Source organism: Enterobacter cloacae complex sp. ECC445, assembly GCF_021892025.1.
In the GTDB taxonomy this organism is placed as follows: Bacteria; Pseudomonadota; Gammaproteobacteria; order Enterobacterales; family Enterobacteriaceae; genus Enterobacter; species Enterobacter chengduensis.
In genome coordinates, this window is the sequence record NZ_JAKLRZ010000001.1 from 55894 (window position 1) to 79852 (window position 23959).

The following is a 23959-nucleotide window of genomic DNA, read 5'->3' on the forward strand; positions in this document are numbered from 1 at the left end:
GATATCCACCCTGAAGATCGGAAGGTTATTGTCGTGCAATATGAAGAACAGCAGCTTATCAACGGCCTTTTTGAACGTCTGAAACAGGCCGGACAACAAAACAGCCAGCGGGATGCAGATGCAGAGCGTCAGATCGCTGAATTTGTCAGACAGCAGCCTGCGGCCCCCTACTATATGGCGCAATCGATCTTGATTCAGGAAGCGGCGCTGAAACGTCTGCAGGCCCGGGCTCAGGAGCTTGAAAGCGAATTAGCCGCGGAAAAAAGCAAACCCTCTACGGGCGGCAGTTTCCTCGGCGGCCTGTTTGGTGGCGGGAAAAGCAACCCGCAGCCAAACAGCAGCTGGAATGCCCAGCCGCAACAGCCTCCGGCGCCGGATTACTCGCGGGCGCCAGCGCCGGCTCCTCGCGGCGGCGGTTTTATGGCTGGCGCGCTCCAGACCGCCGCTGGCGTGGCCGGTGGCATCGCGCTAGCCGAGATGCTGACCAATATGTTCCATCAGTCGCGGCCGGAAGAGATCGTGAATATCATCGAAGAACCGACAATGCCCGTCGGTGGTGAGCCATTTGTCGGTAATCAATACGGTGACGTAAATCATGTCTCCGACACCCGTTTTCTCAACCAGAACGATCCGCTCGGTAATAATAATGACGGCTGGCTGAGCGATGATGTTGATGACGATTACAGCAATGATGACGACAGTTTTATGTAACGACGTTAACGCTGGATATAGTAAGTGGTCTTGCGGTTAATGCCAGTCTCTAAGATGGCTGGCATTGTTCTTAAAAAGACTGAATAGTCACGGCAGGAGTGAAACCTTTATCAGTGATTACCCTGTAAGAGAGCCTCCGGCTTTTGCGCTGTGTGGGCACAAGTCTCACTCCTGCTACTATGGGAAAAGTAGAGTAAAAATAAATGATAAGCAGCGTCGTATAAACCATCGAAGGTGGTTTTTCATTACCTGCAATTTTCCTTTACGAAGATGCATTCTAAGAGGATTTCACGCGAGCGCCTATCCAATCAGTTTTTCTGTCCTCACACAACGGGTACTATTTTTACTTTCCGGCAATAAATTGCCGTTTGTCGCAAATTCTTATGGCCGGAAATTGCCTGTTTACCTTCAAGATCTGAAATGCCTTTTGCTTTCAGATCGTTGAAGGGGAAATCAATCGACAGGTCCTGAGCTGCGAGTTAAAACCATCACGAGTGTGTCTAAACAATCTGTCAGGGAGTAGTTCTGCATCTCTTGAAGGTTGCTCAATTACTGGTGGTGCGTTTATTGCTTCCGGGGAAAAAATTAAATATCAACAGTCCGACTCTCGCAGAGGGGCTAGAGGGCATACTCACAATTCCCGGGGGTTCAAATTCAATAAAGACTGTGTTGACTCATAGGCAATTGCTATCTGAGTCGACCGTTGCAATTGTTGCAAATCCTGCTTTGGGCGGTAATCACATAAATGCTGGAGAGCAGGGAGATAACAGAATGATTAAGAGAACATACGGTCCATTAGGATCTGAGCAGTATCGTTTAGAACTTTGACTGTGTAATTCAACGCCCACTCTACTATGAATGGGCGCTTCATAAATTCAAGTATATAAACTAGAGGCCATAAAGTTTTTTGTATTTATCAACCATAATGTCTAGAGAAAACTTTTCTAATGCGTTCTTCCTTGCCGCAACCCCATGATCTTTAATGAGTTGAGGAGATTCAATGTATTTAATCATTATGTTGCTCAACTCTTCAGCGCCTCCGTTATAAGTATAACCAGTTATCGATGACTCTATAACCTCAGGAACACCCTCAACAGCCTTACCTATAGATGGTATTTCAAAGTACGCAGCCTCTACAAAAACAAGGCCAAATGCTTCCCAATTAGATGGCTGGCAAAGGATATCGACACTATTATAAAAATCACTCTTGTCTCTTACCCATCCCTTGACATCAACGTAGTCTTTCATATCATTTGAATTTATAAATTGAACGCAATCCTTCATTAAAGGACCATCACCTGCTAACGTAAACTTAATTTTTCTGCTTCCACCATATTTTTGTTTTACTAACTTGGCAGCATTCAAAAATTCTAATGGGTTTTTTTGTTCATCTAACCTTGCCATAAAAGCTAGATTTATGAAGTCATGTTGATTTTTATTGAAATTGAACTTGTTAAAGTTAATTCCATTATGAATTACAGGTGTGTTAATAAAAGGGTAGAAACGCTTGTAAAATTTATTGACTGAAACGTTGTAATTTCCGAAAAAAGCTGAAAAATACTCGATAGCCCAATATATTACACGCAACGGGAATGGGACCTTTTTGTGGAAGGCAATACCATGGACAGTATGTATAACATTTTTTACACCCGCTAATTTAGCAGCTGTTCTTGCTACTATCGCAGGCTTTGTTGAGTTAGTGTGAACTATGTCAAATTTATGCTCTTTAAATATTTTATACAATTTTGAAAATGCATTTATATCAGATCTTCCTATATTTCTTTTCAGTTCTGGGACTGATATTATTGAAACGTTTGCATTTTCAAAAGACGTAATAAAATCTTTGCTACCATCGTGAAGTTCACCACAAACAACATATTTCTCTATGTTATCATTGTTTATATTACTTAGTATATCCAGTATTATCTGTTGCGCTCCAGCAAGTTCCGATGCTACAACGACATGTGCAATTTTAATTTTGCCTTCCGTCTTCATGATGCCTTTTCCTATATCGTACATTGGCAGAAAATGGTGGTTTGTAACATAGCTCATCCAGTTGTTCGAATATTAATTAATCAACTGCAACATGTGAAAGAGCGCCGTAACGTGCACTTACCACATTGTTGCGTACTACCACGCCACCAGAAGGTCAAACAGCAGAGAGAGAGAGTCGTTGTCAGCTTAAGCATATGAGTAGTTGGGTTGTTTCAGATTCGCAAGAGTTTAACATTTGTAAGTTTTTGAAGCGACCCTCTCTATAGGATTAGGATTCCGACCGTATGACGGCAGTACCCTCACTGTTATCTACAGTAGGCTCCACAGGGGTAAGGCGTGAGGCTAAATCCACAAACCATCTGGTTGTCATGGTTTTGTATCGCCATCACAGCAATTGCTGATTATCTCGGAAATACAACGTTGAATTTAACCTGCCTGGTTCCTGCCAAATTAGGATTTCTGTTAGCGGTTTTAGGTTGGCTAGACCGTTGGGCGAAGGTTAAGGCAGATCGCCATGCTTCTGCAGAGCATTTGATGTTAGATCGCCAACGAACACGGGCAGCGATTGAAAATCTCAGCCGTTCAGAGACCTATAACATCGTTCGGGCCGACGAGGTTGTTGCAGGGGGCTGCGTGTGATGGAGGAAACGGACATCCAATCGTGAATAACAGAGCGAAATCAAATTCTGCTGTTTTGGGACTAATATTGGCTAGTGCGTCTGTCTCTGTGATCTTTGGCCAGCACCTGGACAAGAAGGAAGGGAACCAAACGACGGCGAAGAAAGATGGTGTTGGAATCTGGATGTTTTGCCGTGGGGCCACAACGGTTGATGTTAGTCGGTGGTGTAGGGCATGAAGTTGACGCAAGCGAAATGCGATCGGGTCAACGCAATTGAACGCAATAAAACTCAGTGGTGCTGAGGAATAGATGGGTGAAAATCAATTTTCGCCGAATAGTTTTTTGTGCCTGAAACTTCGCCAGTCACACCCCGCCCAAATACGCCTTCCTCACCTCCTGATTCCCCAGCAGCTCCTCGCCGCTGCCGCTCAGGCGGATCTGCCCGTTCACCATCACGTAACCGCGATCGGAAAGCTTCAGCGCGTGATGCGCATTCTGCTCCACCAGAAAGATAGTCATGCCGTTGCGGGCCAGCTCGCGCAGCGTCTGGAAGATCTGCTTCACCACTATCGGCGCTAAGCCCAGACTCGGTTCATCCAGCAGGAGCAGCTTCGGACGGCTCATCAGCGCCCGGGCGATCGCCAGCATCTGCTGTTCTCCGCCGGACAGGGTCATGGCGCGCTGCCTGCGCCGCTCCTTGAGGCGAGGGAACAGGTCGAACATCGTTTGCATATCTTCGGTCGCAAACTGATTGCCAATCGGGATGGTCCCCATCAGCAGGTTCTCTTCAACGGTCATATCCGGGAAGATGCGTCTGCCTTCCGGGGCCTGCGCAATGCCGCCGGACGCGACGTAATGGGTGGACCGATGGCTGATGTCTTCACCACCGAAAAGGATCTGCCCGTTGCGAATCCGCGGCTGGCCAAAGATGGACATCAGCAACGTCGATTTACCCGCGCCGTTTGCGCCAATCAGCGCTACGGTTTCACCCTTATTGACCTCGAGGGAAACCTGCTTCAGCGCCTGAATCACGCCGTAAAACACATCCACCTCGCGAAATGCCAGCAGCGGTTCGTTCATAGTGTGACCTCGCTTTCATCCGTGCCCAGGTAGGCGGCAATGACCTTCTCATCATGCTGGATCTCTTCGGGTTTTCCTCTGGAAATCACATCGCCGTGGTCGAGCACGATAATGTCGTCCGAAATCTCCATCACCATCCCCATGTCATGCTCGATCAGTAACACCGTAATGTCATGATGGTCCCGCAGAAAACGAATGATGCCGCTCAACTTATGCGTTTCAACCGGGTTCAGCCCGGCGGCGGGTTCATCCAGACAGATCATTTCTGGCCCGGTGCACATTGCTCGCGCAATTTCCAGACGCCGCTGCTGGCCGTACGACATCTCGCCCGCCAGGCGATTGGCGCACTCCACCAGATCCACCACTTCCAGCCAGTAGAAGGCTCTGTCCAGGGCGTCGCTTTCCGCTCGCCGGTAGGATGGCGTATTCAGGATCCCGGAGAGCAGATTGCGGTTAACGCGCATATGCTGCGCGACCAGCAGGTTTTCCACCACCGACATCTCGCGAAAAAGACGGATATTTTGAAACGTGCGCGCCAGCCCGGCGCGGTTCACCAGATGCGTTCCACCAAACATTTTGTAGAACAGACGCTGCCCGAACTGCGCGGGGTTAATCCAGTCGCCCGGCTGAAATTTTTGCCCGAGGACCTGAATAACGTTGGTCGTTTTATGGCGGGTATTAAATAAAATATTGCCGCCGGAGGCTCTGTAGAAGCCCGTCAGGCAGTTAAACACGGTGGTTTTGCCCGCGCCGTTTGGCCCAATCAGGGCGGTAATAGATCCGCGCTGCACGTCCAGGTTGACGTCGTTTAGCGCCTTAATCCCCCCGAAGTGCATCATCAGATGCTCAACGCGTAATATCGTTCCGTTCATGGCGCGACGCCCTTACGCACGGCAAACCCGCTGCGGTTAATGCGGATCAAACCGCGTGGACGCCAGATCATCATCACCACCATCAGCATGCCAAACAGCAGGACGCGATATTCGGCAAAACTGCGCAGCAGTTCCGGCGTGACCGTCAGCACAAAGGCGGCCAGCACCACGCCCAGCGTCGAGCCCATACCGCCCAGCACCACAATGGCGAGGATCAGGGCCGATTCAAAGAAGGTAAAAGAGGTTGGATTCACGAACCCCTGATAGGTGGCGAAGAACACTCCCGCAATGCCCGCGGTCGAGGCGCCCAGCGTAAAGGCGGAAAGCTTAACCAGCACGTGGTTCAACCCCATCGAGCGGCAGGCAATTTCGTCTTCACGCAGGGCTTCCCACGCCCGGCCAATCGGCATTCGCGTCAGGCGGTGCTTGATGTAGAGCACCAGCATCACCACCAGGAACAGCACTGCGTAGATGAAGATAAACTTCATGTTCGGGTTGTAGGTCAGGTGGAAAAATTCGTGAAAAGGCACGCCGCCTTCTTTCGCCCGTCGCCCAAATTCCAGCCCGAAAAAGGTAGGGGGAGGGGCCGACACGCCGTTGGGGCCGCCGGTGAAGGTCAGCCAGTTGTTCAGTATCAGACGAATAATCTCCCCGAATCCGAGGGTGACGATGGCCAGGTAGTCGCCGTGCATGCGCAGCACCGGAAAGCCCAGCAGGGCGCCAGCTGCGGCGGCCATGATTGCCGCCAGCGGCAGCATGCTCCAGAAGCCTAAGCCGAGATACTGGTATCCCAGCGCCAGACCGTATGCCCCGATTGCATAGAACGCGACATACCCCAGGTCCAGCAGACCGGCCAGCCCCACGACGATATTTAGCCCCAGACCGAGAAGCACGTAGATCAGCCCGAGAATGGCGACGGTCAGCACATACTTAGTGGCGACAAACGGGAAGCAAATCGCAAGAGCAATCACCAGAGGAATAATCCAGCGCATGCGGCTTTTGTAATCCGCTGGCCGGACGTAGACGCCTGCGCTATCGGCTTCGAAGCGTGCCTGGAAACGGGCGCCCGCGGCGGTACCTAAAAAGGCGCTCAGCAGAAAACGCCCGAGCATGACGATGCCGACGATCCAGGCGAGGCGCCGTCCGGCGAAGGTAAAGCTGTATCCGTCCAGCACCACGCCCGCAATCGGGCCGAAGATAATCAGCGCAATCAGGCCGGAGAAGATGGCGTCCAGCATGCAGCGCTTCAGCGAAAAACCGTGTGATGTCATCATTCTCTCCCTCACACCTTGGCCACAGTCGGGCGCCCGAGCAGTCCCTGGGGGCGGAAAATCAGGATCATGACCAGCAGGCCGAACGAGAAGACGTCTTTATAGTCCGAGTTCACCATGCCCGAGAACTGGGCTTCCGCCACGCCCAGAATAAGGCCACCGAGCATGGCGCCGGGCAGGGAGCCGATGCCGCCGAGCACCGCCGCCGTAAAGGCTTTAATGCCGATCACAAACCCGACGTAGAAATCAAAGGTGCCATAGTTCATGGTGATGAGCACACCCGCCAGGCCGGCCATCGCCGCGCCGATGACAAAGACCAGCGAAATAATCCGGTCGGTGTTAATGCCCAGAATGGAGGCCATCTTACGATCCTGCTGGACCGCGCGGCACATTCGCCCCAGCCGGGTGCGGTTGATTATCCAGGTGAGCACCAGCATGCCGGCAAACGAGGCGACAAGGATAAACACTTTGGTATAGGTTATCTGCACGAACCCATCGCCCAGGTGCAGGCGCAGCACGCCGTCCAGCATGGTCGGCACCCCCTGCTGACGCGGACCCTGGCTCAGCTGGGCGTAGTTTTGCAGGATAAGCGACATCCCAATGGCGGAGATCAGCGGCGCCAGGCGCGTGGAGTTGCGCAGCGGCCTGTAGGCGATCCGCTCGATGGTCCAGCCGTACACTCCGGTAACCACAATGGTGAACGCCAGCGTCCCGAGGATCAGCAGCGGGAACGACTGCAGGCCGAAGAAAGAGAGCAGCGCCAGGCCGATGGCGCAGAGATAGGCGGAAATCATATACACTTCGCCGTGGGCGAAATTAATCATCCCGATAATGCCGTACACCATGGTGTAGCCGATGGCGATGAGGCCGTAGACGGAGCCCAGCGTTAAGCCGTTGATTAACTGTTGCAGGAAGAATGTACTCATTTTAGCGCGCTCGTTTTATAGGCTGCGCGGCCCGCGCAGCCTGATGTTTATTACGCGCCGACGGGCAGGCCCGCCGACGTTGAGCGTGACTCCGTCCCGTTACTGCACTTCCTTATATTTTCCTTTGTCGTCCCACTGGTACACCACGTAGTCAGACACCTTCAGGTCACCCTTGCTGTCCCAGGCTTTTTTGCCCATCACGGTGTCGACGGAATTGGCTTTCAGCCACTCGCTGGCCTTGGCTGAATCCTTGCCGCCGGTGGCCTTGAAGGCCGCAGCAATCGCCTGTACGGAGGCATAGGAGTAGAGGGTGTAGCCTTCCGGCTCGAATTTACCGGCGCGGAATTTCTCGATAACCGCTTTTCCGTCCGGGATCAGGCGCGGATCTTTACCGAAGGTCATGTAAATGCCGTTGGTGTATTGCGGACCGCCCGCGGCGGTCACCATCTCCTCGTTAACGATACAGTCGCCGGAGAAGAATTTGGCCTGAACGCCCTGTTCACGCATCTGGCGTACCAGCGGACCGGCTTCCGGATGACAGCCGCCGAAGAACACGACGTCCGGTTTTTGCGCGCCGATTTTCGTCACCAGCGCGTTAAAGTCTTTTTCACCGCGGGACAGGCCTTCATACATCACATCCTGAACCCCGCGCTTCGCCAGCGCCGCTTTGGTGGCGTCTGCCAGACCCTGACCGTAGGTGTCTTTATCGTGAATGATGACCACGCGTTTGGCTTTCAGCTTGTCGATGATGAAGTCGCTGGCAACCTGCCCCTGCTGGTCGTCGCGTCCGCACATGCGGAACATATCGCTCATGCCGCGTTCGGTGATCTGCGGGTTAGTTGATCCGGGGGTGATCGCAATGATGCCCGCGTCGCTATACACCTCGGAGGCGGGCATGGTGGAAGAGGAGCAGAAATGGCCGACCACGGCGTTAACTTTATCCTGGTCAACTAAACGGTTGGCGACGGCGACGGCCTGCTTAGGCTCGCAGGCGTCATCCCCCTGAACCAGCTTGATTTTCTCACCGTTAATGCCGCCAGCGGCATTGATGTCATCAGCAGCCTGCGTTGCGCCGTGCCAGTACTGATCGCCATAGGTGGCATTCGGGCCGGTGAACGGCCCGGCCACGCCAATCACGATATCTGCCCGGGCGGAAAACGCCGTCACCAGGCAACCGGCCAACACAAGAGAGAGCGGAGTTCTGATAAATTTCAGCGACATTATTATGTTCCTTAGCAAAGAGGTTTTTGCACCACGGCGTAAACCCTAACGCCCGACGGCGCAGCCAATCCGAAACACGAGCAAGAACAAAATGCACTAAACGAACGGCATCCTGCATGATACGGCGAGGTTTCCATGCGCAGCGTCGCGCGAAGAACAGCAAGCAAAAACGTTGCCAGAACGGTAACCCCTTGACGGGGTTATGACATGTTTGAGTATAGAGCGCCGCGCTATACCGCCCTGCGGCAGGAGAAGAAATTACAGCGGAGATCACATATCGTTAACAACAAAGCCCACAAGTTGTGCAAGACTCACGATTTGCACACTTTTGCAGCAATAAAGACCTAAACTTCAGCCCGGAGAGGCGTCAGATATGTGATAGGATCTTTTCCTTTTTTGCAGGAGTGTCAGCGATGACTGAAGGCCCATTGAATGAAAGCGAAATGGCGTGGCTTGAAGAGACGTTAATGTCTTACGGTCATGATGACGCGTCCGTGATTGACGTGTCCGAACTGGACGGCATGCTTACCGCAGTGCTTTCCGGTCCTGTTGTCGTTGAGCCAGATGCCTGGCTGGTGGCGGTGTGGGGTGGCGAGAAGTACATTCCGCGCTGGAAAAACGATCGCGAGATGAACCGTTTTATCGATCTCTGCTTTAAGCACATGAATGATATTGCCGAGCGCCTGAGCGAGTACCCGGATCAGTTTGAACCGATGTTCGGTTATAACGACGTTGACGGTGAGAGCTATACCGTGGTCGAAGAGTGGTGCTATGGCTATATGCGCGGCGTGGCGCTGACGGACTGGTCAACGTTGCCTGAAGCGCTGCAGGGCGATCTTGAGGTGATTGCGCTGCACGGGACGGAGGAGAACAGCGAAAAGCTGGATGAACTGTCCGAAGAAGAGTATATCGCCAGCATCGAGAGCATCCAGCCTGCGGCGCTGCGTCTCTATCAATACTGGGTTAATAATCCGCAGCAGCCGGAAGCGAAGAAGCCGATTGTGAACGGCACGAAGGTCGGGCGTAACGATCCGTGTCCTTGCGGCAGCGGGAAGAAGTTTAAGAGCTGCTGTTTGCACTGATAAAATAGGGGCTGATGACAGCCCCTTTTTTGTTAACCCACTTCCGGCAGCATTCCGGCTGCAATCAGCACCTGCACCAGAATAATCACGACGCCACAGGCAAACACAACGCACAGCAGCGGTTTTCCGCCCGCTACGCGGTATCCCTGCTGGGGGTGCTGCTGGCGGCTCTTCCATGCCAGCAGGGAAGGGAGGAGGAGGGCAAGGATCGACAGCGCCACACCCGCATAGCCCAGCGCCATTACAAACCCGCGTGGGTAAAACAGCGCAAAGGCCAGCGGCGGCAGGAAAGTGAGCGCGCCCGTCTGCAGGCGGCCAGCCGCGGTATTGCGACGCTGGAACAGGTCAGCCAGGTAATCAAACAGGCCAAGCGCCACGCCCAGGAACGAGGTCGCCAGCGCCAGGTCGGCAAACAGGTGCACCGCCAGCTCCACGTGCGGCGAGGTGACAACCTCGCGCAGTGCCAGCAGAAAACCGTTCAGGCCAGCGTGCTGCGCCATCAGCCCAATAAAGGTTGATGAATCTATGCTGCCCAGCGTCACCAGCTGCCAGAAAATATAGGCGATCAGCGGGATCGCGCTGCCGATAACAAAGACGCGGCGCAGCTTGCGAATATCGCCGTTCATATAGCTAACGATGCTCGGCACGCTGCCGTGGAAGCCAAACGAGGTGAAAATAACCGGGATTGCGGAAAGCGCCAGCCCTTGTTCCAGCGGCAGCGTCAGCAGGTTCACCTTGTGCACGTGCGGCGCCAGCAGGACCAGCATGATAATCAGGAAGAGGATTTTGGCGCTAAAGAGGAAACGATTGAACAGATCGACCAGCGATGTCCCCGCGCAGACCACGCCGCCGCCGATGAGCGCAAAGAAGATAGCCCCCGTCGCCGGGGTAATGTCAGATCCAAACCAGTCGTTGACGCTGGAGGCGATGAGCTCCCCGGCGCCGCTGATATAGGCGGCGGTCAGGGCGTACATCAGGAACATCATGCTGAAGCCGGTTATCCACTGGCCGTAGCGTCCGAGGTAGCGCGCCGCAAGGGAACCCAGACCGGTGTCGGCGGGCACGTGCTGGTAAACCTCAAGCAGCAGCAGGGCGGTGTAACACATCAGCGCCCAGAGCGTGCCCAGCAGCAGCAGGGTCGTCCCAAATCCTACGCCCGCGGCGGCCAGAGGCATGGCCAGCATTCCTGCGCCAATCGTCGTTCCGGCAACGATAAAAATACTTCCCAGGGTTCTGTTTTTCACGCTTTCCTCTACAACAATGCTTAACCGCGACAAAATCTGCGGCGCAGAGTAAGGGAAAAGCCGTAACTCGTCAAATCACCGTTACAAGTGGTGTAATGAAAAGTTTACGTGTCACGCTGTTAAAAAGCGGGGGGAGTTGATGAGGGGATATAGGTAAATAAACGCGGTGCCGGAATCCGGCACCGCATTAATATTAATTCTGCGTATCCAGAGTGGAAAGTTCTTTATCAATAAAGTAGAGGCCCTCGCCGGATTTACCCACCAGAGATAATTTATCCAGCACGGATTTAAACAGCTTCTCTTCTTCGTGCTGTTCTGCCACGTACCATTGCAGGAAATTAAAGGTTGGATAATCCTGGCTGGTCATTGCCGCATGAACCAGTTCGTTAATTTTCTGGGTGATCAGCTGCTCGTGCTCGTAGGTCGCGCGGAACAGCTCATCGAGAGAATTATACTCGGCAAAAGGCGAGGCAACGGTTTCAATGCGCGGCAGGCTGCCGGTGTCGGTCAGATAGTCAAACAGGCGCTGCATGTGGGTCATCTCTTCCTGCGCATGGCGACGCAGGAACGCGGCCGCACCCTCAAAGCTGTGGTAGCTGCACCAGGCGCTCATCTGCTGGTAGAGCAGGGATGAAAAAAGCTCAAGATTCATTTGCGCGTTGAGCTTGTCGATCATTTCGGTTTTCAGCATGGTGACGCTCCGGGTTATTATTTCTGGTTCACAATGAGCGACACTATAATTTGTTATTTAATTATTTGCAAAACGTAAAATTTTTATTTTATTAATTTAAAATACGAATGGGAATAAAACGCATTGGCGATTTTTATAAATTATTAATGAGAATTGTTTCTTTTCGTAATCAAATAAACTGCCAGCCCATGCCGGCAGAATGAATTAATACCACGGATTATTTGACTTAGGATTAACGGCGTAACCCATACATTTATACTGGATAGTTACGCTCTCGTTCAGGCACAGCGAGCCGCTCGTCAGGGTGCAGGTTTTAATGGGCTGGCCATAGGCTGAGGCAGTGGCATACCCCATGCTCTGACACGCTTTTGCCGCCGTGCCGTTATTCACATACTCATCGGAATGCGCATTTTGCAGCGCTGCCTGGCCGTAGTCGAGGCGGACGATGCCGTTCGGCGCATCGAGACTGCTGATTTCAGCCTGGCGGTTAATGCTGCACCCCGCGAGCAGCAGGAGTGTGCCGGCTACAATGACTCTTTTCATGGTTCGCTCTGAGTGGATGGAAATACGCTATCGTACCCGCAGATGCCCGCCGCAATGGCTGGAATAGCCGGACAATCTGCCCTCACTCTTTGCAACGGGTCACGCCCGTGAAAATTTGTGATGCATATCACAAAAGGATTGATTTTTGTGATGATGGTCATATTATAAGCACGTTGATTATAAAGTTGTATAACAAGTTAATGGAGCATCATCGTGAAACTGCGCAAGATCCTGAAAAGTATGTGGGCCAATTACTGCCGTACCTTCAAAGACGTGCCGCCGGGCGCCATGTTCTGATAAAAAACCTGCTTCGGCAGGTTTTTTTGTGCCTGCAGGCGATGAAGGGAAGATGTCAGGGGGCGTGTTTTGATACTATGGCGGCCTTTAAATAAGGAGAAAGCCCCATGTCACAAAACCTGAGCGCCGATCAGGAACTGGTCTCTGACGTTGTCGCCTGCCAGCTGGTTATCAAACAAATCCTTGACGTCCTGGACGTGATTGCGCCGGTTGAAGTGCGCGAGAAAATGTCTACGCAGCTGAAAAATATCGATTTCGCCAGCCATCCTGCTGCTGCCGATCCGGTTACGCTTCGTGCGATTCAGAAAGCCATCGCGCTGATTGAACTGCGATTCACGCCGCAGGGCGAGTCGCACTAAAGCAGGGAAAGGGGCGACGGCACGTGTCGCCCGTTGATGCGGTTAGAAGAACGTCTGTACCAGCAGGTAGCTTGCCGCACACGCGCAGCTTACCCCAATTATCCCAGGCAGAATAAAGCTGTGGTTGATGATAAATTTGCCGATGCGGGTCGTGCCTGAACGGTCAAAGCCGATGCAGGCCAAATCGCTGGGATAGGTTGGCAGGACAAAATAGCCGTAAGACGCCGGGAAAAAGGCGATCAGCATTTTCGGGTCGATGCCCAGCATGAGGCCCATAGGCGCAACGGCCGTTAGCGCAGCCGCCTGGCTGTTCACCAGTTTTGACACCAAAAACAGCACAATCGCATAGGTCCACGGATGGCTTTTCACCACGCCTTCCAGCGCCAGCTTTAACTCGTCGAGATGTGCCTGGAAAAAGGTGTCGCTCATCCACGCCACGCCGAACACCGAGAAGATCGCAACCATACCGGCCTTGAACACCGCGCCGTTAGAAATCGCGGACGCATTTACCTTACAGGCCATCAGCATCACGGCGCCCGCAATGAGCATCATCATCTGAATGACAAGGTTCATCGACAGCGCCGTCATTTTGCCTTTCAGCTCAAAGGCAGGGCGCAGTTCAGGAAATGCCCCCAGCAGAACGACCACGGCAATACCGGCAAAGAAAATCCACGTGGACCAGTAGGCCTGCTTAGGGAAACGCTGATTCATTAACGTCTCCGTTCCGCCGTAGATAAACTCGCGCTGCTTTGGATCTTTTAATTTTTCCTGAAACTCAAGATCGTCAGCCAGATCTTTCCCTCGACGTAAGCTCCACAGGGCCGCAACGGCCACGCCGAACAGTGACGCGGGAACCGACACGGCGAGGATTTCCAGGATCCCCCACGCGTGGCCGATCCCATGCTGGGCCGCCAGGATGGAGACCAGCGACACGACGGCTACGGAAACGGGGGATGCCGTAATCGCCATCTGTGATGCCACGGATGCCACGGCCATCGGGCGCTCGGGGCGGATCCCTTTCTTGAGGGCGATATCCGCAATGATGGGGAACATGGTGTAGACCACGTGTCCGGTGCCGCACAGAAAGGTCAGCATCCAGGTGGTGAAAGGGGCGAGCAGGGTGATGTGCTGCGGGTGTTTGCGCAGCAGACGTTCGGCAAACTGCATCATGACGTTAAGACCGCCCGCGGTCTGCAGCGTAGCCGCGCAGCCAATCACCGCAAGGATGGTTAGCATAACGTCAACCGGCGGCTTACCGGGCTGTAGGCCAAAGACAAAACATAAAATAAAAAGGCCAATGCCGCTGATTAACCCAAGCCCCATACCGCCGAAACGCGTACCCGTCAGCAGGCAGAGGAGAATGACAACAAACTCAATGGTGATCATGATGCTCCCTCGTCAATGATTATGTAACTAAATAAATCATCACACGTTGTGTGGTTAATCATTGGGAGCCAGATCTGATTTGTTAAATTTCAGCAAAAGCAGGAGGTTGGAGCGGGGAGGGGGACCTGCTCCGAACGGGAGCAGGTCAAAAGCGTCAGTGATGCTGGACTGTGACGATGTCGAGCAGATGACGGTCGGTTTGCTCGGGACATAAACCCGCTTTCTGCGCATTGCGGATCTCATCCGCAAGCGTCTTCAGCAGCATGCCGTCCTGCTGCTGCTCTTTATCCATGTCGCGCAGGAATTTGAGCGTTGCAATGTCCTGCTGCGCTTTGGCTTCGTCGGCCAGTTTGCTGAGGGTGCTGCAGCGTTGTTCATACTCCTCAAGCGTTTTCTGAAACAGTTCTTCCAGGCAAGAGTAGTTCTCGTTGATCCCATCAAGCGCTTTAACGACCGGGTTTGCCCCTGCGGCTTTCAGGAAGTTAAAGACGCGCATCATGTGGGTGACGTTACTTTGCGCCTGCGAGCGAAAGAATGTCGCAGACCCCGTGAGGCTGTTCTCGGCACACCACGCACTTAGGTGCAGGTGCAGATTCGAGGCGTAGAACTCAAGGTTCATCTGCGCGTTAAGTTTTTGCATCATCGTTTGGGTAGCCATACTCATATCCTTATTGACCGTGGGACGTGATGTCCGTTGCTAAACCTGAGCGCCAGGCAAATGCGAAGAAAAGAGCAGAAATAGACATTCTGCCGTGACTTAAGTCGACCGAAATACACTTCCTGTGTTCGATATAAATAAGCATACCCTTGTCTTTGGTCTAAGAAAACTCTTAATTGGGCTGTGTTTACCATACATTACAAACTTTAATATAGTACACAAATTTAATAAGCTTGCCATGAATTCAATTTTATTAAACTATTGATATATTTGTTGTTTTGTTGTGTCGGTGCATCGTTTCTCTTTAGGCGAAAGTATGTTGGAATAATGCTCGGTAAAAAGAAGAAATACGGATTAATCATTTTGAATATATGATGTGACAATAAAATTGCGCTAAATCAAATTCCTCGGAATAACGTTTTTCAGGAAGGTTAGAGATTCTTGATGAAAAACCGTTTATCCCCAGCTGCCGTTTTGCCTTCTGAAGGGCATCAGGGATATCTTAGCTAATCTTATGGATAATTCTGCTTAACCCCCTTTCATTTGTCTGACAAATCCTGCCTTTTTTATGTCATTTTTCGCTGAATTTATGTACGCAATTACTGTAATTCTGCGGTGTGATGGCGCTCTCTTATGGATGATTAATTTCCCGCTAAAACTATCACCAGCAATAACGCTTATGACGAGGTAAGCGCTAATGCCTTGTTTTAAGTCCGATTAAATAAGAAGCACGCACCTATTCCCTACAGAAAAGAATGCTAAAGCTGGAGTTTACCATGCACAAATTTACTAAAGCGCTGGCGGCCATCGGTCTGGCTGCCGTTATGTCACAATCCGCTATCGCTGAGAATTTAAAACTCGGTTTTTTGGTAAAACAGCCTGAAGAGCCCTGGTTCCAGACCGAGTGGAAATTCGCCGATAAGGCCGGGAAAGATTTAGGTTTTGAAGTCATTAAAATCGCCGTGCCTGACGGTGAGAAAACCCTGAACGCCATCGACAGCCTGGCGGCCAGCGGCGCGAAAGGCTTCGTTATCTGTACCCCGGATCCCAAGCTTGGCTCAGCCATTGCGGCGAAGGCCCGCGGTTACGATATGAAGGTGATTGCCGTTGACGATCAGTTCGTCAACGCCAAAGGCAAACCAATGGACAGCGTTCCGCTGGTCATGATGGCGGCGACCAAAATTGGTGAACGTCAGGGCCAGGAACTTTACAAAGAGATGCAGAAACGCGGCTGGGACGTAAAAGAGACCGCCGTCATGGCCATTACCGCCGATGAGCTGGACACCGCGCGTCGTCGCACGACGGGCTCAATGGACGCGCTGAAAGCAGCGGGCTTCCCGGAAAAACAGATCTACAAAGTCCCGACCAAATCCAACGATATCCCGGGGGCATTTGACGCCGCGAACTCCATGCTGGTTCAGCATCCGGAAGTGAAGCACTGGCTGGTGGTCGGTATGAACGATAACACCGTGCTGGGCGGGGTACGCGCGACGGAAGGTCAGGGCTTCAAGGCGCCTGACGTGATCGGCATCGGCATCAACGGCGTTGACGCCGTTAGCGAGCTGTCCAAAGCGCAGGCCACCGGCTTCTACGGCTCCCTGCTGCCGAGCCCGGACGTTCACGGCTACAAATCCAGCGAGATGCTCTACAACTGGGTGACCAAAGGGGCTGAACCGCCGAAATTCACCGAAGTGACCGACGTGGTGCTGATTACCCGCGACAACTTCAAAGAGGAGCTGGCGAAAAAAGGACTCGGCGGTAAATAACAGGCTGTGATTGTGCCCCTCATGCACCGTGAGGGGCCAGACGTACACACTACAGGAATCACGGAGTCGTTATGCAACAGTCCTTACCGTATCTCTCTTTTCGCGGCATCGGTAAAACCTTCCCCGGCGTTAACGCGCTGACCGATATCAGCTTCGACTGCTATCCCGGCCAGGTTCACGCCCTGATGGGGGAGAACGGCGCGGGAAAATCCACGCTGTTGAAAATCCTCAGCGGCAACTACGCGCCAACGACCGGCACGCTGGCCATTCGCGGCGAAGAGATGGCGTTTGCCGATACCACGGCGGCGCTCAATGCCGGGGTTGCCATCATCTATCAGGAGCTGCACCTTATTCCTGAGATGACCGTGGCGGAAAACATCTATTTAGGACAGCTCCCGCACAAAGGCGGCGTGGTAAATCGTTCGCTACTTAATTATGAAGCGGGGCTGCAGCTTAAACACCTTGGCCTGGACGTCGATCCCCAGACGCCGCTGAAGTATCTCTCCATCGGCCAGTGGCAGATGGTTGAAATTGCCAAGGCGCTGGCGCGTAATGCCAAAATTATTGCCTTCGATGAACCCACCAGTTCGCTCTCTAAGCGTGAGATCGAAAACCTGTTCCGCGTGATCCGCGAATTGCGTCAGGAAGGGCGTACCATTTTATACGTCTCGCACCGCATGGAAGAGATATTTGCCCTGAGCGACGCCATCACCGTGTTTAAGGATGGACGCTATGTGCGCACCTTTACCGACATGCAGCAGGTTAACCATGACCAGCTGGTTCAGGCGATGGTCGGACGCGATCTGGGAGATATTTATCACTGGCAGCCGCGCCCGTACGGGCCTGAACGCCTGCGCCTGGATAACGTGAAAGCGCCGGGCGTGCGAACGCCGATTTCATTATCCGTACGCAGCGGCGAAATCGTCGGCCTGTTTGGCCTGGTGGGCGCGGGGCGCAGCGAATTGATGAAGGGCCTGTTCGGCGGTACCCGCATTACCGATGGGCAGGTCTTCATTGACGGCGAACGGGTGGATATCCAGAAACCGGCCCACGCCATCGGGGCGGGCATGATGCTCTGCCCGGAAGACCGTAAAGCAGAGGGGATTATTCCGGTGCATTCGGTACGCGACAACATCAATATTTCCGCCCGCCGCAAGTTCATTCGCGCAGGCTGCCTGATAAACGATAGCTGGGAGTCGAGCAACGCCGACCACCATATTCGCTCGCTGAACATTAAAACGCCGGGTCCACAACAGCTGATCATGAACCTGTCAGGCGGAAACCAGCAGAAGGCGATTTTAGGCCGCTGGCTGTCAGAGGATATGAAGGTCATTTTGCTGGATGAGCCCACGCGCGGTATCGATGTGGGGGCAAAACACGAGATTTATAACGTGATCTATGAGCTGGCAAAACGCGGCGTGGCGGTGCTCTTCGCCTCCAGCGATCTGCCGGAGGTGCTTGGCGTGGCCGACCGCATTGTGGTGATGCGTGAAGGCGAAATTGCCGGTGAGTTACTTCATGAACAGGCGAATGAACAACAGGCGTTGAACCTCGCCATGCCTAAAGTCAGCCAGGCTGTCGCCTGAGTAAGGAGTTAATGATGTCCTCTGTTACTACATCCGGAGCGCCGAAGTCGAAGTCGGCGTTAAGTTTTGGGCGTATCTGGGATCAGTATGGCATGCTGGTGGTCTTTGCCGCGCTGTTCCTTGCCTGCGCGATCTTTGTCCCTAATTTTGCCACCTTCATTAACATGAAGGGGCTGGGGCTGGCCATTTCCATGTCCGGGATGGTGGCCTGCGGGATGCTGTTCTGCCTCGCCTCCGGCGATTTTGACCTGTCGGTGGCGTCGGTGATTGCCTGCGCGGGCGTCACGACGGCCGTGGTGATCAACATGACCGAGAGCCTGTGGATTGGCGTGCTGGCCGGTCTGTTACTCGGCGTCATCAGCGGTCTGGTGAACGGTTTTGTTATTGCGCGCCTGAAGATCAACGCCCTGATCACAACGCTTGCGACGATGCAAATTGTCCGCGGGCTGGCCTATATCATCTCCGACGGTAAAGCGGTGGGAATTGAAGACGAGCGCTTCTTTACGCTGGGTTACGCCAACTGGCTGGGGCTACCCGCGCCTATCTGGCTGACCGTGGCCTGTCTCGTCCTGTTCGGTTTCCTGCTCAACCGGACCACCTTTGGCCGTAATACGCTGGCGATTGGCGGTAATGAAGAGGCCGCTCGCCTGGCCGGGGTGCCGGTGGTGCGTACCAAGATTATTATCTTTGTGCTCTCAGGGCTGGTTTCTGCCGCTGCGGGGATTATTCTGGCCTCGCGTATGACCAGCGGCCAGCCGATGACCTCAATTGGCTATGAGCTGATCGTTATCTCGGCCTGCGTTTTAGGGGGCGTTTCCCTCAAGGGCGGCATCGGAAAAATCTCATATGTGGTGGCCGGGATACTGATTTTAGGGACGGTGGAGAACGCCATGAACCTGCTGAATATTTCGCCGTTCTCGCAGTACGTGGTGCGAGGCCTGATCCTGCTGGCAGCGGTGATTTTCGACCGTTACAAGCAAAAAGCGAAGCGTACCGTCTGATCTTTTTACCCCTCATTAATTGCTCAACTTATAACCTTAGTTGACCCCTTAACCGCCCCGCCAGTAAAACTGGCGGGGCGGTTATCAAATGGCGAGCCACGTCACACTGTCTATACTTACATGGCTATGAAAGAGGTAAAGGCGTTTACCTCTCGTAAACCGTAAGGAGGAAAAGGGTGGCTGACATGTTAACCGCACCGCCTGTACTGCCCGGACAATATGCTTTCTTTTTTGATCTCGACGGCACGCTCGCCGGGATAAAACCGCACCCTGACCAGGTGTCTGTTCCGGATGCGGTGTTACAGGATTTGCATCAGCTCTCGCTCATGAACGAGGGAGCACTGGCATTGATATCAGGGCGCTCAATGGCCGAGCTGGATCTGCTCGCCAGTCCTTACCACTTTCCGCTGGCCGGTGTACACGGAGCGGAGCGCCGCGACATCCATGATCAAACGCATATCGTTTCACTCCCCGACGCACTCACGCAAACGCTTCATAACGCGCTTTCTGACGCGCTGGAAGCGCTGCCCGGCACCGAGCTGGAAGCCAAAGGCATGGCCTTTGCCCTGCATTATCGGCAGGCGCCGCAGCATGAGGAGGCCGTGCTCGCCCTTGCTCAGACGGCTGCAGATGCGCACCCGCAGCTGGCGTTGCAGCCCGGTAAATGCGTTGTGGAGCTAAAACCGAAAGGAATTAATAAAGGTGCAGCCATCGCCGCGTTTATGGCGGAGGCGCCCTTCAAAGGGCGAACGCCCGTTTTCATTGGGGATGACCTGACCGACGAGGCCGGGTTTCGCGTGGTGAATCAGGCCGGAGGGATCGCCGTCAAGGTGGGGCCTGGTGACACCGTCGCCGAATGGCGACTGGCGGATGTCGCCAGCGTCTGGCAGTGGATATCTGATATCGCTAACCATCAACAACAACAAATAGCGCAAAGCAAAGGGGGAAACCATTATGGGTCGCTTAGTCGTCGTCTCTAACCGAATCGCACCGCCTGATGATAAAAAAGCCAGTGCAGGTGGCCTGGCGGTAGGGGTGTTAGGTGCCTTAAAAGCCGCTGGCGGGCTGTGGTTTGGCTGGAGTGGGGAAATCAGTGAAGAAGAGAAACCGCTCAATAAGGTGACGCGCGGGAACATCACGTGGGCGTCGTTTGCGTTAAAAGAGAAAGACTACGACGAATATTACTCGCAGTTTTCGAATGCCGTCCTGTGGCCCGCGTTCCACTATCGTCTCGATCTGGTCAAATTCCAGCGTGAATCCTTCGAGGGCTACTCGCGCGTGAACGCGCTGCTGGCGGATAAACTGCTGCCTTTAATAGAAGAAGACGATATTTTATGGATCCATGATTATCACCTGCTGCCTTTCGCCAGAGAGCTGCGCAAGCGGGGGGTGAATAACCGGATTGGCTTTTTCCTGCACATCCCGTTCCCGACGCCGGAAATATTTAACGCGCTGCCGCCGCATGAAGATCTGCTCGAAGCGCTGTGTGATTACGATTTACTGGGCTTCCAGACCGAAAATGACCGTCTCGCGTTCCTTGATTCCGTATCAGGAAAAACGCGTCTGGTAACCAAAGGCGGCAAAAGCCATACGGCGTGGGGGAAAACGTTCCACACCGAAGTTTATCCAATAGGGATTGAACCTGACGATATCGCGGAGCAGGCTTCCGGTCCGCTGCCGCCAAAGCTGGCGCAGCTTAAGAATGAACTCAAGAACGTGAAAAATATCTTCTCGGTAGAGCGTCTTGATTATTCCAAAGGGCTGCCGGAACGCTTCCTGGCCTATGAAACGCTGCTGGATAAATACCCGCAGCATCACGGGAAAATTCGCTATACCCAGATTGCGCCGACGTCGCGCGGCGAGGTTCAGGCCTATCAGGATATTCGCCATCAGCTGGAGACCGAAGCAGGGCGCATTAACGGCCGCTATGGCCAGCTGGGGTGGACACCGCTTTATTACCTGAATCAGCACTTCGACCGTAAGATCCTGATGAAGGTCTTCCGCTATGCGGACGTTGGCCTGGTCACGCCGCTGCGTGACGGCATGAACCTCGTCGCGAAAGAGTATGTGGCGGCTCAGGATCCTGCCGACCCGGGCGTGCTGGTGCTTTCCCAATTTGCCGGTGCCGCAAACGAGCTTACGTCGGCGCTTATCGTTAACCCTTACGATCGGGATGACGTGGCAAACGCGCTAAACCGCGCGCTGACCATGCCGCTCACGGAACGTCTTTCCCGCCATGCGGAAATGATGGAGACGATCCGTAAGAACGACATAAACCACTGGCAGGCGCGCTTTATTCAGGATCTCCGGGATATCGCCCCGCAAAGTCATGAAGGCGATCTGCAAAAAAAGATCGCGACGTTCCCTAAACTCGCCTGATTTTCCTCTGGGGGGCGTTAATTCCCCCCAAGAGGCACTAACAGCACATCAACCTGGCTTGAGGCGACAATAGATTTCGCCGCGCAGGCCGCGCGCGATAAAAAGCTGTGGTTATGGTTCCCGCAAATGACTAAATCAATTTGCTGCTTGCGACACATGTCGAGAATATGGGCGTTAAGTTCCCCGGTCGCAATAACGGTTTCATAAACCGGATATTGCGCCTTTTCCACTAATTCACGCAGAAATTGCTGCGTTTCTTCCTGAAGGACCTCACGAATATCCTCCAGCATGGGCGCGGCCAGCTGATTATACATCTCTGGCTCGGCGGCGAGGGTGATGAGACTGATGCGGGCATTATGGGGTCTGGCAATGGAAACGGCCCGGGCGACGAGCTGATGGCTTTCAGGAGAAACTGCAACGGTAACAAGAAGATGGGAGTAACTCATGGCGCACTCCTTGGGTGTCTGACAGACTGCGTGTCACCACCTTTACCGCGAATGCTCTGGTTCTGCAAGAGCGGAATACGACATTAGTGTGAAGCTTATCATAATTATTCATTAATTATTCTTATAAGAAGAATAACTAAAAAATGCGCCTAAATGAAAAAAATTAACAACTTAACGTAAATCACACAATTTCACGCCTTGACGCTTAAATCGTTTTGCTACGTTACAAACTCATTCCGAATGATCACGCCCTGAAACATCTTTTTGGCGTTAACTGCATAACTATATGTTTTTTCTCGGTAAGAAAAATGTTTCCCGAGGTGGGGGATATTGTAAATGTTTCCGTCAGGCATTCACGGCGAGAAAAGCACGTTGTATGCCAGTTCGAATCGCCCGTCTGCATGAGTATTCGTCAATTAAGAATACAAAACAGTGCTGATTGGTTAAAAAACAAACAAATTACAAGTCATACTGATGGATTTATGGGTCATATTCACTTAAATTGTGTGACGTGGATCACATTTTTTTTAAATTTGAGGATGGCTGGATTGTATGTGGCAAAACTGACGAGTAGAGTTTGCGTCGAATTAGGAAAAATCTTAGTTATTTGTAAGAAATGATAAAACATGTAAGAGACGCAGCCGCGGGTTCTCTCTTGCGCGTTTCAATGAATACAAACCTAAATTCAACTATGCATTTGGCCTTTTCTTTTTTATACCGGGTGATTTCCCGGCGACATCACGGGGTGCGGTCTTTCCGCATAAAAATAATAGTTGGTTATTCGGGATGGGAACAATGCATACATCCGAGTTGCTAAAACATATCTATGACATCAATTTGTCGTATTTACTGCTCGCGCAGCGTTTGATTAGTCAGGACAAAGCGTCCGCGATGTTTCGTCTGGGTATTAACGAAGAGATGGCAACCATGCTGGGCGGCTTAACCCTCCCACAGATGGTTAAACTGGCAGAAACGAATCAACTGGTTTGCCAGCTTCGTTTCGATGATTCGCAGACAATAACGCGTCTGACGCAGGAGTCCCGTGTAGACGATCTTCAACAGATCCACACCGGTATTCTTCTCTCCACCCGCTTGCTTAACGAAATCAGCCAGCCTGATGACGCAGCCCGTAAGAAAAGGGCCTAGCAATGAGCGAGAAAAGCATTGTTCAGGAAGCGCGTGACATACAGTTGGCCATGGAGCTGATTACATTGGGTGCTCGTTTACAAATGCTGGAAAGCGAGACTCAGCTGAGCCGTGGTCGTCTCATCAAGCTGTACAAAGAGTTACGTGGTAGTCCCCCGCCGAAAGGCATGCTGCCGTTTTCTACCGACTGGTTTATGACGTGGGAGCAGAATATTCACGCTTCCATGTTCTGTAATGCCTGGCAGTATCTTCTTAAAACCGGTTTGTGTAGCGGCGTTGACGCCGTGATCAAAGCGTACAAACTTTACCTTGAACAATGCCCACAGCAGGAAGAAGGCCCTCTGCTGGCGCTGACCCGCGCATGGACGCTGGTGCGTTTTGTTGAGAGCGGAATGCTTGAGCTGTCGCGCTGCAACTGCTGCGATGGCAATTTTATTACCCATGCTCATCAGCCTGCAGGCAGCTTCGCCTGCAGTTTATGTCAGCCTCCATCCCGCGCAGTAAAAAGACGTAAACTTTCCCGGGATGCTGCCGATATTATTCCACAACTGCTGGATGAACAGATCGAACAAGCTGTTTAACCCGAACGTGTGGGAAAGATTCCAGCAGCGGTAAGCAATTACCGCTGCTTTTTTTTACCCCGCAAACGGTAAACGCTGCGAGCTGGACGTCCTTGCCAT

Annotated in this window: 24 protein-coding genes; 12 read left to right on the forward strand and 12 right to left on the reverse strand. The window is 52.8% G+C overall.

Annotated elements, in window-relative coordinates:
• The first annotated feature begins 33 nt into the window (after positions 1-33).
• Positions 34-711, forward strand: coding sequence for a DUF2076 family protein (locus L6R44_RS00295; protein ID WP_237422873.1), 678 nt, complete (start codon positions 34-36; stop codon positions 709-711).
• 888 nt (positions 712-1599) lie between these two features.
• On the opposite strand, the gene L6R44_RS00300 is transcribed toward L6R44_RS00295, so the two are convergent.
• Positions 1600-2706: a glycosyltransferase family 4 protein gene (locus tag L6R44_RS00300; RefSeq protein WP_237422874.1), complete on the reverse strand. Its 1107-nt coding sequence runs from the start codon at positions 2704-2706 to the stop codon at positions 1600-1602.
• Between the two features lie 336 nt (positions 2707-3042).
• Between L6R44_RS00300 and L6R44_RS00305 the strand changes: the two genes are divergently transcribed.
• The gene (locus L6R44_RS00305; RefSeq protein WP_237422992.1) at positions 3043-3345 is read left to right on the forward strand and encodes a hypothetical protein; all 303 of its coding nucleotides are present in this window, start codon (positions 3043-3045) and stop codon (positions 3343-3345) included.
• A gap of 343 nt (positions 3346-3688) precedes the next feature.
• On the opposite strand, the gene L6R44_RS00315 is transcribed toward L6R44_RS00305, so the two are convergent.
• The 5 genes from L6R44_RS00315 to L6R44_RS00335 all read right to left on the reverse strand — a co-directional run bounded on the left by L6R44_RS00315 (position 3689) and on the right by L6R44_RS00335 (position 8695).
• Complete coding sequence (locus L6R44_RS00315; protein ID WP_237422875.1) at positions 3689-4405, reverse strand: ABC transporter ATP-binding protein; 717 nt, start codon at positions 4403-4405, stop codon at positions 3689-3691.
• Positions 4402-5277, reverse strand: a complete 876-nt coding sequence (locus tag L6R44_RS00320) for an ATP-binding cassette domain-containing protein (protein WP_237422876.1) — start codon at positions 5275-5277, stop codon at positions 4402-4404. Before L6R44_RS00320 ends, L6R44_RS00315 begins: the two co-directional genes overlap by 4 nt.
• Positions 5274-6548, reverse strand: a complete 1275-nt coding sequence (livM, locus tag L6R44_RS00325) for a high-affinity branched-chain amino acid ABC transporter permease LivM (protein ID WP_237422987.1) — start codon at positions 6546-6548, stop codon at positions 5274-5276. The genes L6R44_RS00320 and livM overlap by 4 nt, the downstream gene beginning before the upstream one ends.
• A gap of 11 nt (positions 6549-6559) precedes the next feature.
• Positions 6560-7474: an ABC transporter permease subunit gene (locus tag L6R44_RS00330; RefSeq protein WP_237422877.1), complete on the reverse strand. Its 915-nt coding sequence runs from the start codon at positions 7472-7474 to the stop codon at positions 6560-6562.
• Between the two features lie 99 nt (positions 7475-7573).
• Positions 7574-8695, reverse strand: coding sequence for a branched-chain amino acid ABC transporter substrate-binding protein (locus tag L6R44_RS00335; RefSeq protein WP_237422878.1), 1122 nt, complete (start codon positions 8693-8695; stop codon positions 7574-7576).
• Between the two features lie 413 nt (positions 8696-9108).
• On the opposite strand from L6R44_RS00335, the gene L6R44_RS00340 reads away from it, so the two are divergent.
• Positions 9109-9777: a YecA/YgfB family protein gene (locus L6R44_RS00340; RefSeq protein ID WP_032641378.1), complete on the forward strand. Its 669-nt coding sequence runs from the start codon at positions 9109-9111 to the stop codon at positions 9775-9777.
• A gap of 32 nt (positions 9778-9809) precedes the next feature.
• On the opposite strand, the gene tyrP is transcribed toward L6R44_RS00340, so the two are convergent.
• The 3 genes from tyrP to yecR all read right to left on the reverse strand — a co-directional run bounded on the left by tyrP (position 9810) and on the right by yecR (position 12255).
• Complete coding sequence (gene tyrP / locus L6R44_RS00345) at positions 9810-11021, reverse strand: tyrosine transporter TyrP (protein ID WP_237422879.1); 1212 nt, start codon at positions 11019-11021, stop codon at positions 9810-9812.
• Positions 11022-11214: 193 nt separating this feature from the next.
• The gene (gene ftnA / locus L6R44_RS00350) at positions 11215-11712 is read right to left on the reverse strand and encodes a non-heme ferritin (protein WP_014884366.1); all 498 of its coding nucleotides are present in this window, start codon (positions 11710-11712) and stop codon (positions 11215-11217) included.
• A 204-nt stretch (positions 11713-11916) separates the two neighbouring features.
• Positions 11917-12255, reverse strand: a complete 339-nt coding sequence (gene yecR / locus L6R44_RS00355; protein ID WP_032641373.1) for a YecR family lipoprotein — start codon at positions 12253-12255, stop codon at positions 11917-11919.
• Between the two features lie 213 nt (positions 12256-12468).
• Here yecR and azuC point away from each other — a divergent pair, with 213 nt between their 5' ends.
• Both azuC and L6R44_RS00365 read left to right on the forward strand, forming a co-directional pair.
• Positions 12469-12552 carry a stress response protein AzuC gene (gene azuC, locus L6R44_RS00360; RefSeq protein ID WP_014884364.1) on the forward strand — a complete coding sequence of 28 codons (84 nt, stop codon included), beginning with the start codon at positions 12469-12471 and terminating at the stop codon, positions 12550-12552.
• Positions 12553-12659: 107 nt separating this feature from the next.
• Positions 12660-12911: a DUF2766 family protein gene (locus L6R44_RS00365; RefSeq protein ID WP_008500405.1), complete on the forward strand. Its 252-nt coding sequence runs from the start codon at positions 12660-12662 to the stop codon at positions 12909-12911.
• 42 nt (positions 12912-12953) lie between these two features.
• Here L6R44_RS00365 and L6R44_RS00370 read toward each other — a convergent pair whose 3' ends face one another.
• Together L6R44_RS00370 and L6R44_RS00375 are read right to left on the reverse strand one after the other, a co-directional pair.
• On the reverse strand, positions 12954-14297 hold the full coding sequence (locus tag L6R44_RS00370) for an anaerobic C4-dicarboxylate transporter (protein WP_237422880.1): 1344 nt from the start codon (positions 14295-14297) through the stop codon (positions 12954-12956).
• A 154-nt stretch (positions 14298-14451) separates the two neighbouring features.
• Positions 14452-14955, reverse strand: a complete 504-nt coding sequence (locus tag L6R44_RS00375) for a non-heme ferritin-like protein (RefSeq protein ID WP_032641368.1) — start codon at positions 14953-14955, stop codon at positions 14452-14454.
• Between the two features lie 776 nt (positions 14956-15731).
• On the opposite strand from L6R44_RS00375, the gene araF reads away from it, so the two are divergent.
• The 5 genes from araF to otsA all read left to right on the forward strand — a co-directional run bounded on the left by araF (position 15732) and on the right by otsA (position 21687).
• Positions 15732-16721 carry an arabinose ABC transporter substrate-binding protein AraF gene (araF, locus tag L6R44_RS00380; protein WP_008500409.1) on the forward strand — a complete coding sequence of 330 codons (990 nt, stop codon included), beginning with the start codon at positions 15732-15734 and terminating at the stop codon, positions 16719-16721.
• 71 nt (positions 16722-16792) lie between these two features.
• Positions 16793-18307: an L-arabinose ABC transporter ATP-binding protein AraG gene (gene araG, locus L6R44_RS00385; RefSeq protein ID WP_237422881.1), complete on the forward strand. Its 1515-nt coding sequence runs from the start codon at positions 16793-16795 to the stop codon at positions 18305-18307.
• A gap of 14 nt (positions 18308-18321) precedes the next feature.
• Positions 18322-19308 (forward strand): L-arabinose ABC transporter permease AraH, encoded by a 987-nt coding sequence (gene araH, locus L6R44_RS00390; protein ID WP_032641363.1) that lies wholly within the window; start codon positions 18322-18324, stop codon positions 19306-19308.
• A gap of 176 nt (positions 19309-19484) precedes the next feature.
• Positions 19485-20288 (forward strand): trehalose-phosphatase, encoded by an 804-nt coding sequence (otsB, locus tag L6R44_RS00395; RefSeq protein WP_237422882.1) that lies wholly within the window; start codon positions 19485-19487, stop codon positions 20286-20288.
• Positions 20263-21687, forward strand: coding sequence for an alpha,alpha-trehalose-phosphate synthase (gene otsA / locus L6R44_RS00400; RefSeq protein ID WP_032641359.1), 1425 nt, complete (start codon positions 20263-20265; stop codon positions 21685-21687). The genes otsB and otsA overlap by 26 nt, the downstream gene beginning before the upstream one ends.
• A gap of 17 nt (positions 21688-21704) precedes the next feature.
• On the opposite strand, the gene uspC is transcribed toward otsA, so the two are convergent.
• The gene (uspC, locus tag L6R44_RS00405) at positions 21705-22133 is read right to left on the reverse strand and encodes a universal stress protein UspC (RefSeq protein ID WP_032641357.1); all 429 of its coding nucleotides are present in this window, start codon (positions 22131-22133) and stop codon (positions 21705-21707) included.
• A 795-nt stretch (positions 22134-22928) separates the two neighbouring features.
• On the opposite strand from uspC, the gene flhD reads away from it, so the two are divergent.
• Positions 22929-23279, forward strand: coding sequence for a flagellar transcriptional regulator FlhD (gene flhD / locus L6R44_RS00410; RefSeq protein ID WP_237422883.1), 351 nt, complete (start codon positions 22929-22931; stop codon positions 23277-23279).
• A 2-nt stretch (positions 23280-23281) separates the two neighbouring features.
• A complete protein-coding gene (gene flhC / locus L6R44_RS00415) occupies positions 23282-23860 on the forward strand; it encodes a flagellar transcriptional regulator FlhC (protein ID WP_013096051.1) in 579 nt (192 codons plus the stop codon).
• Positions 23861-23959: the final 99 nt, after the last annotated feature.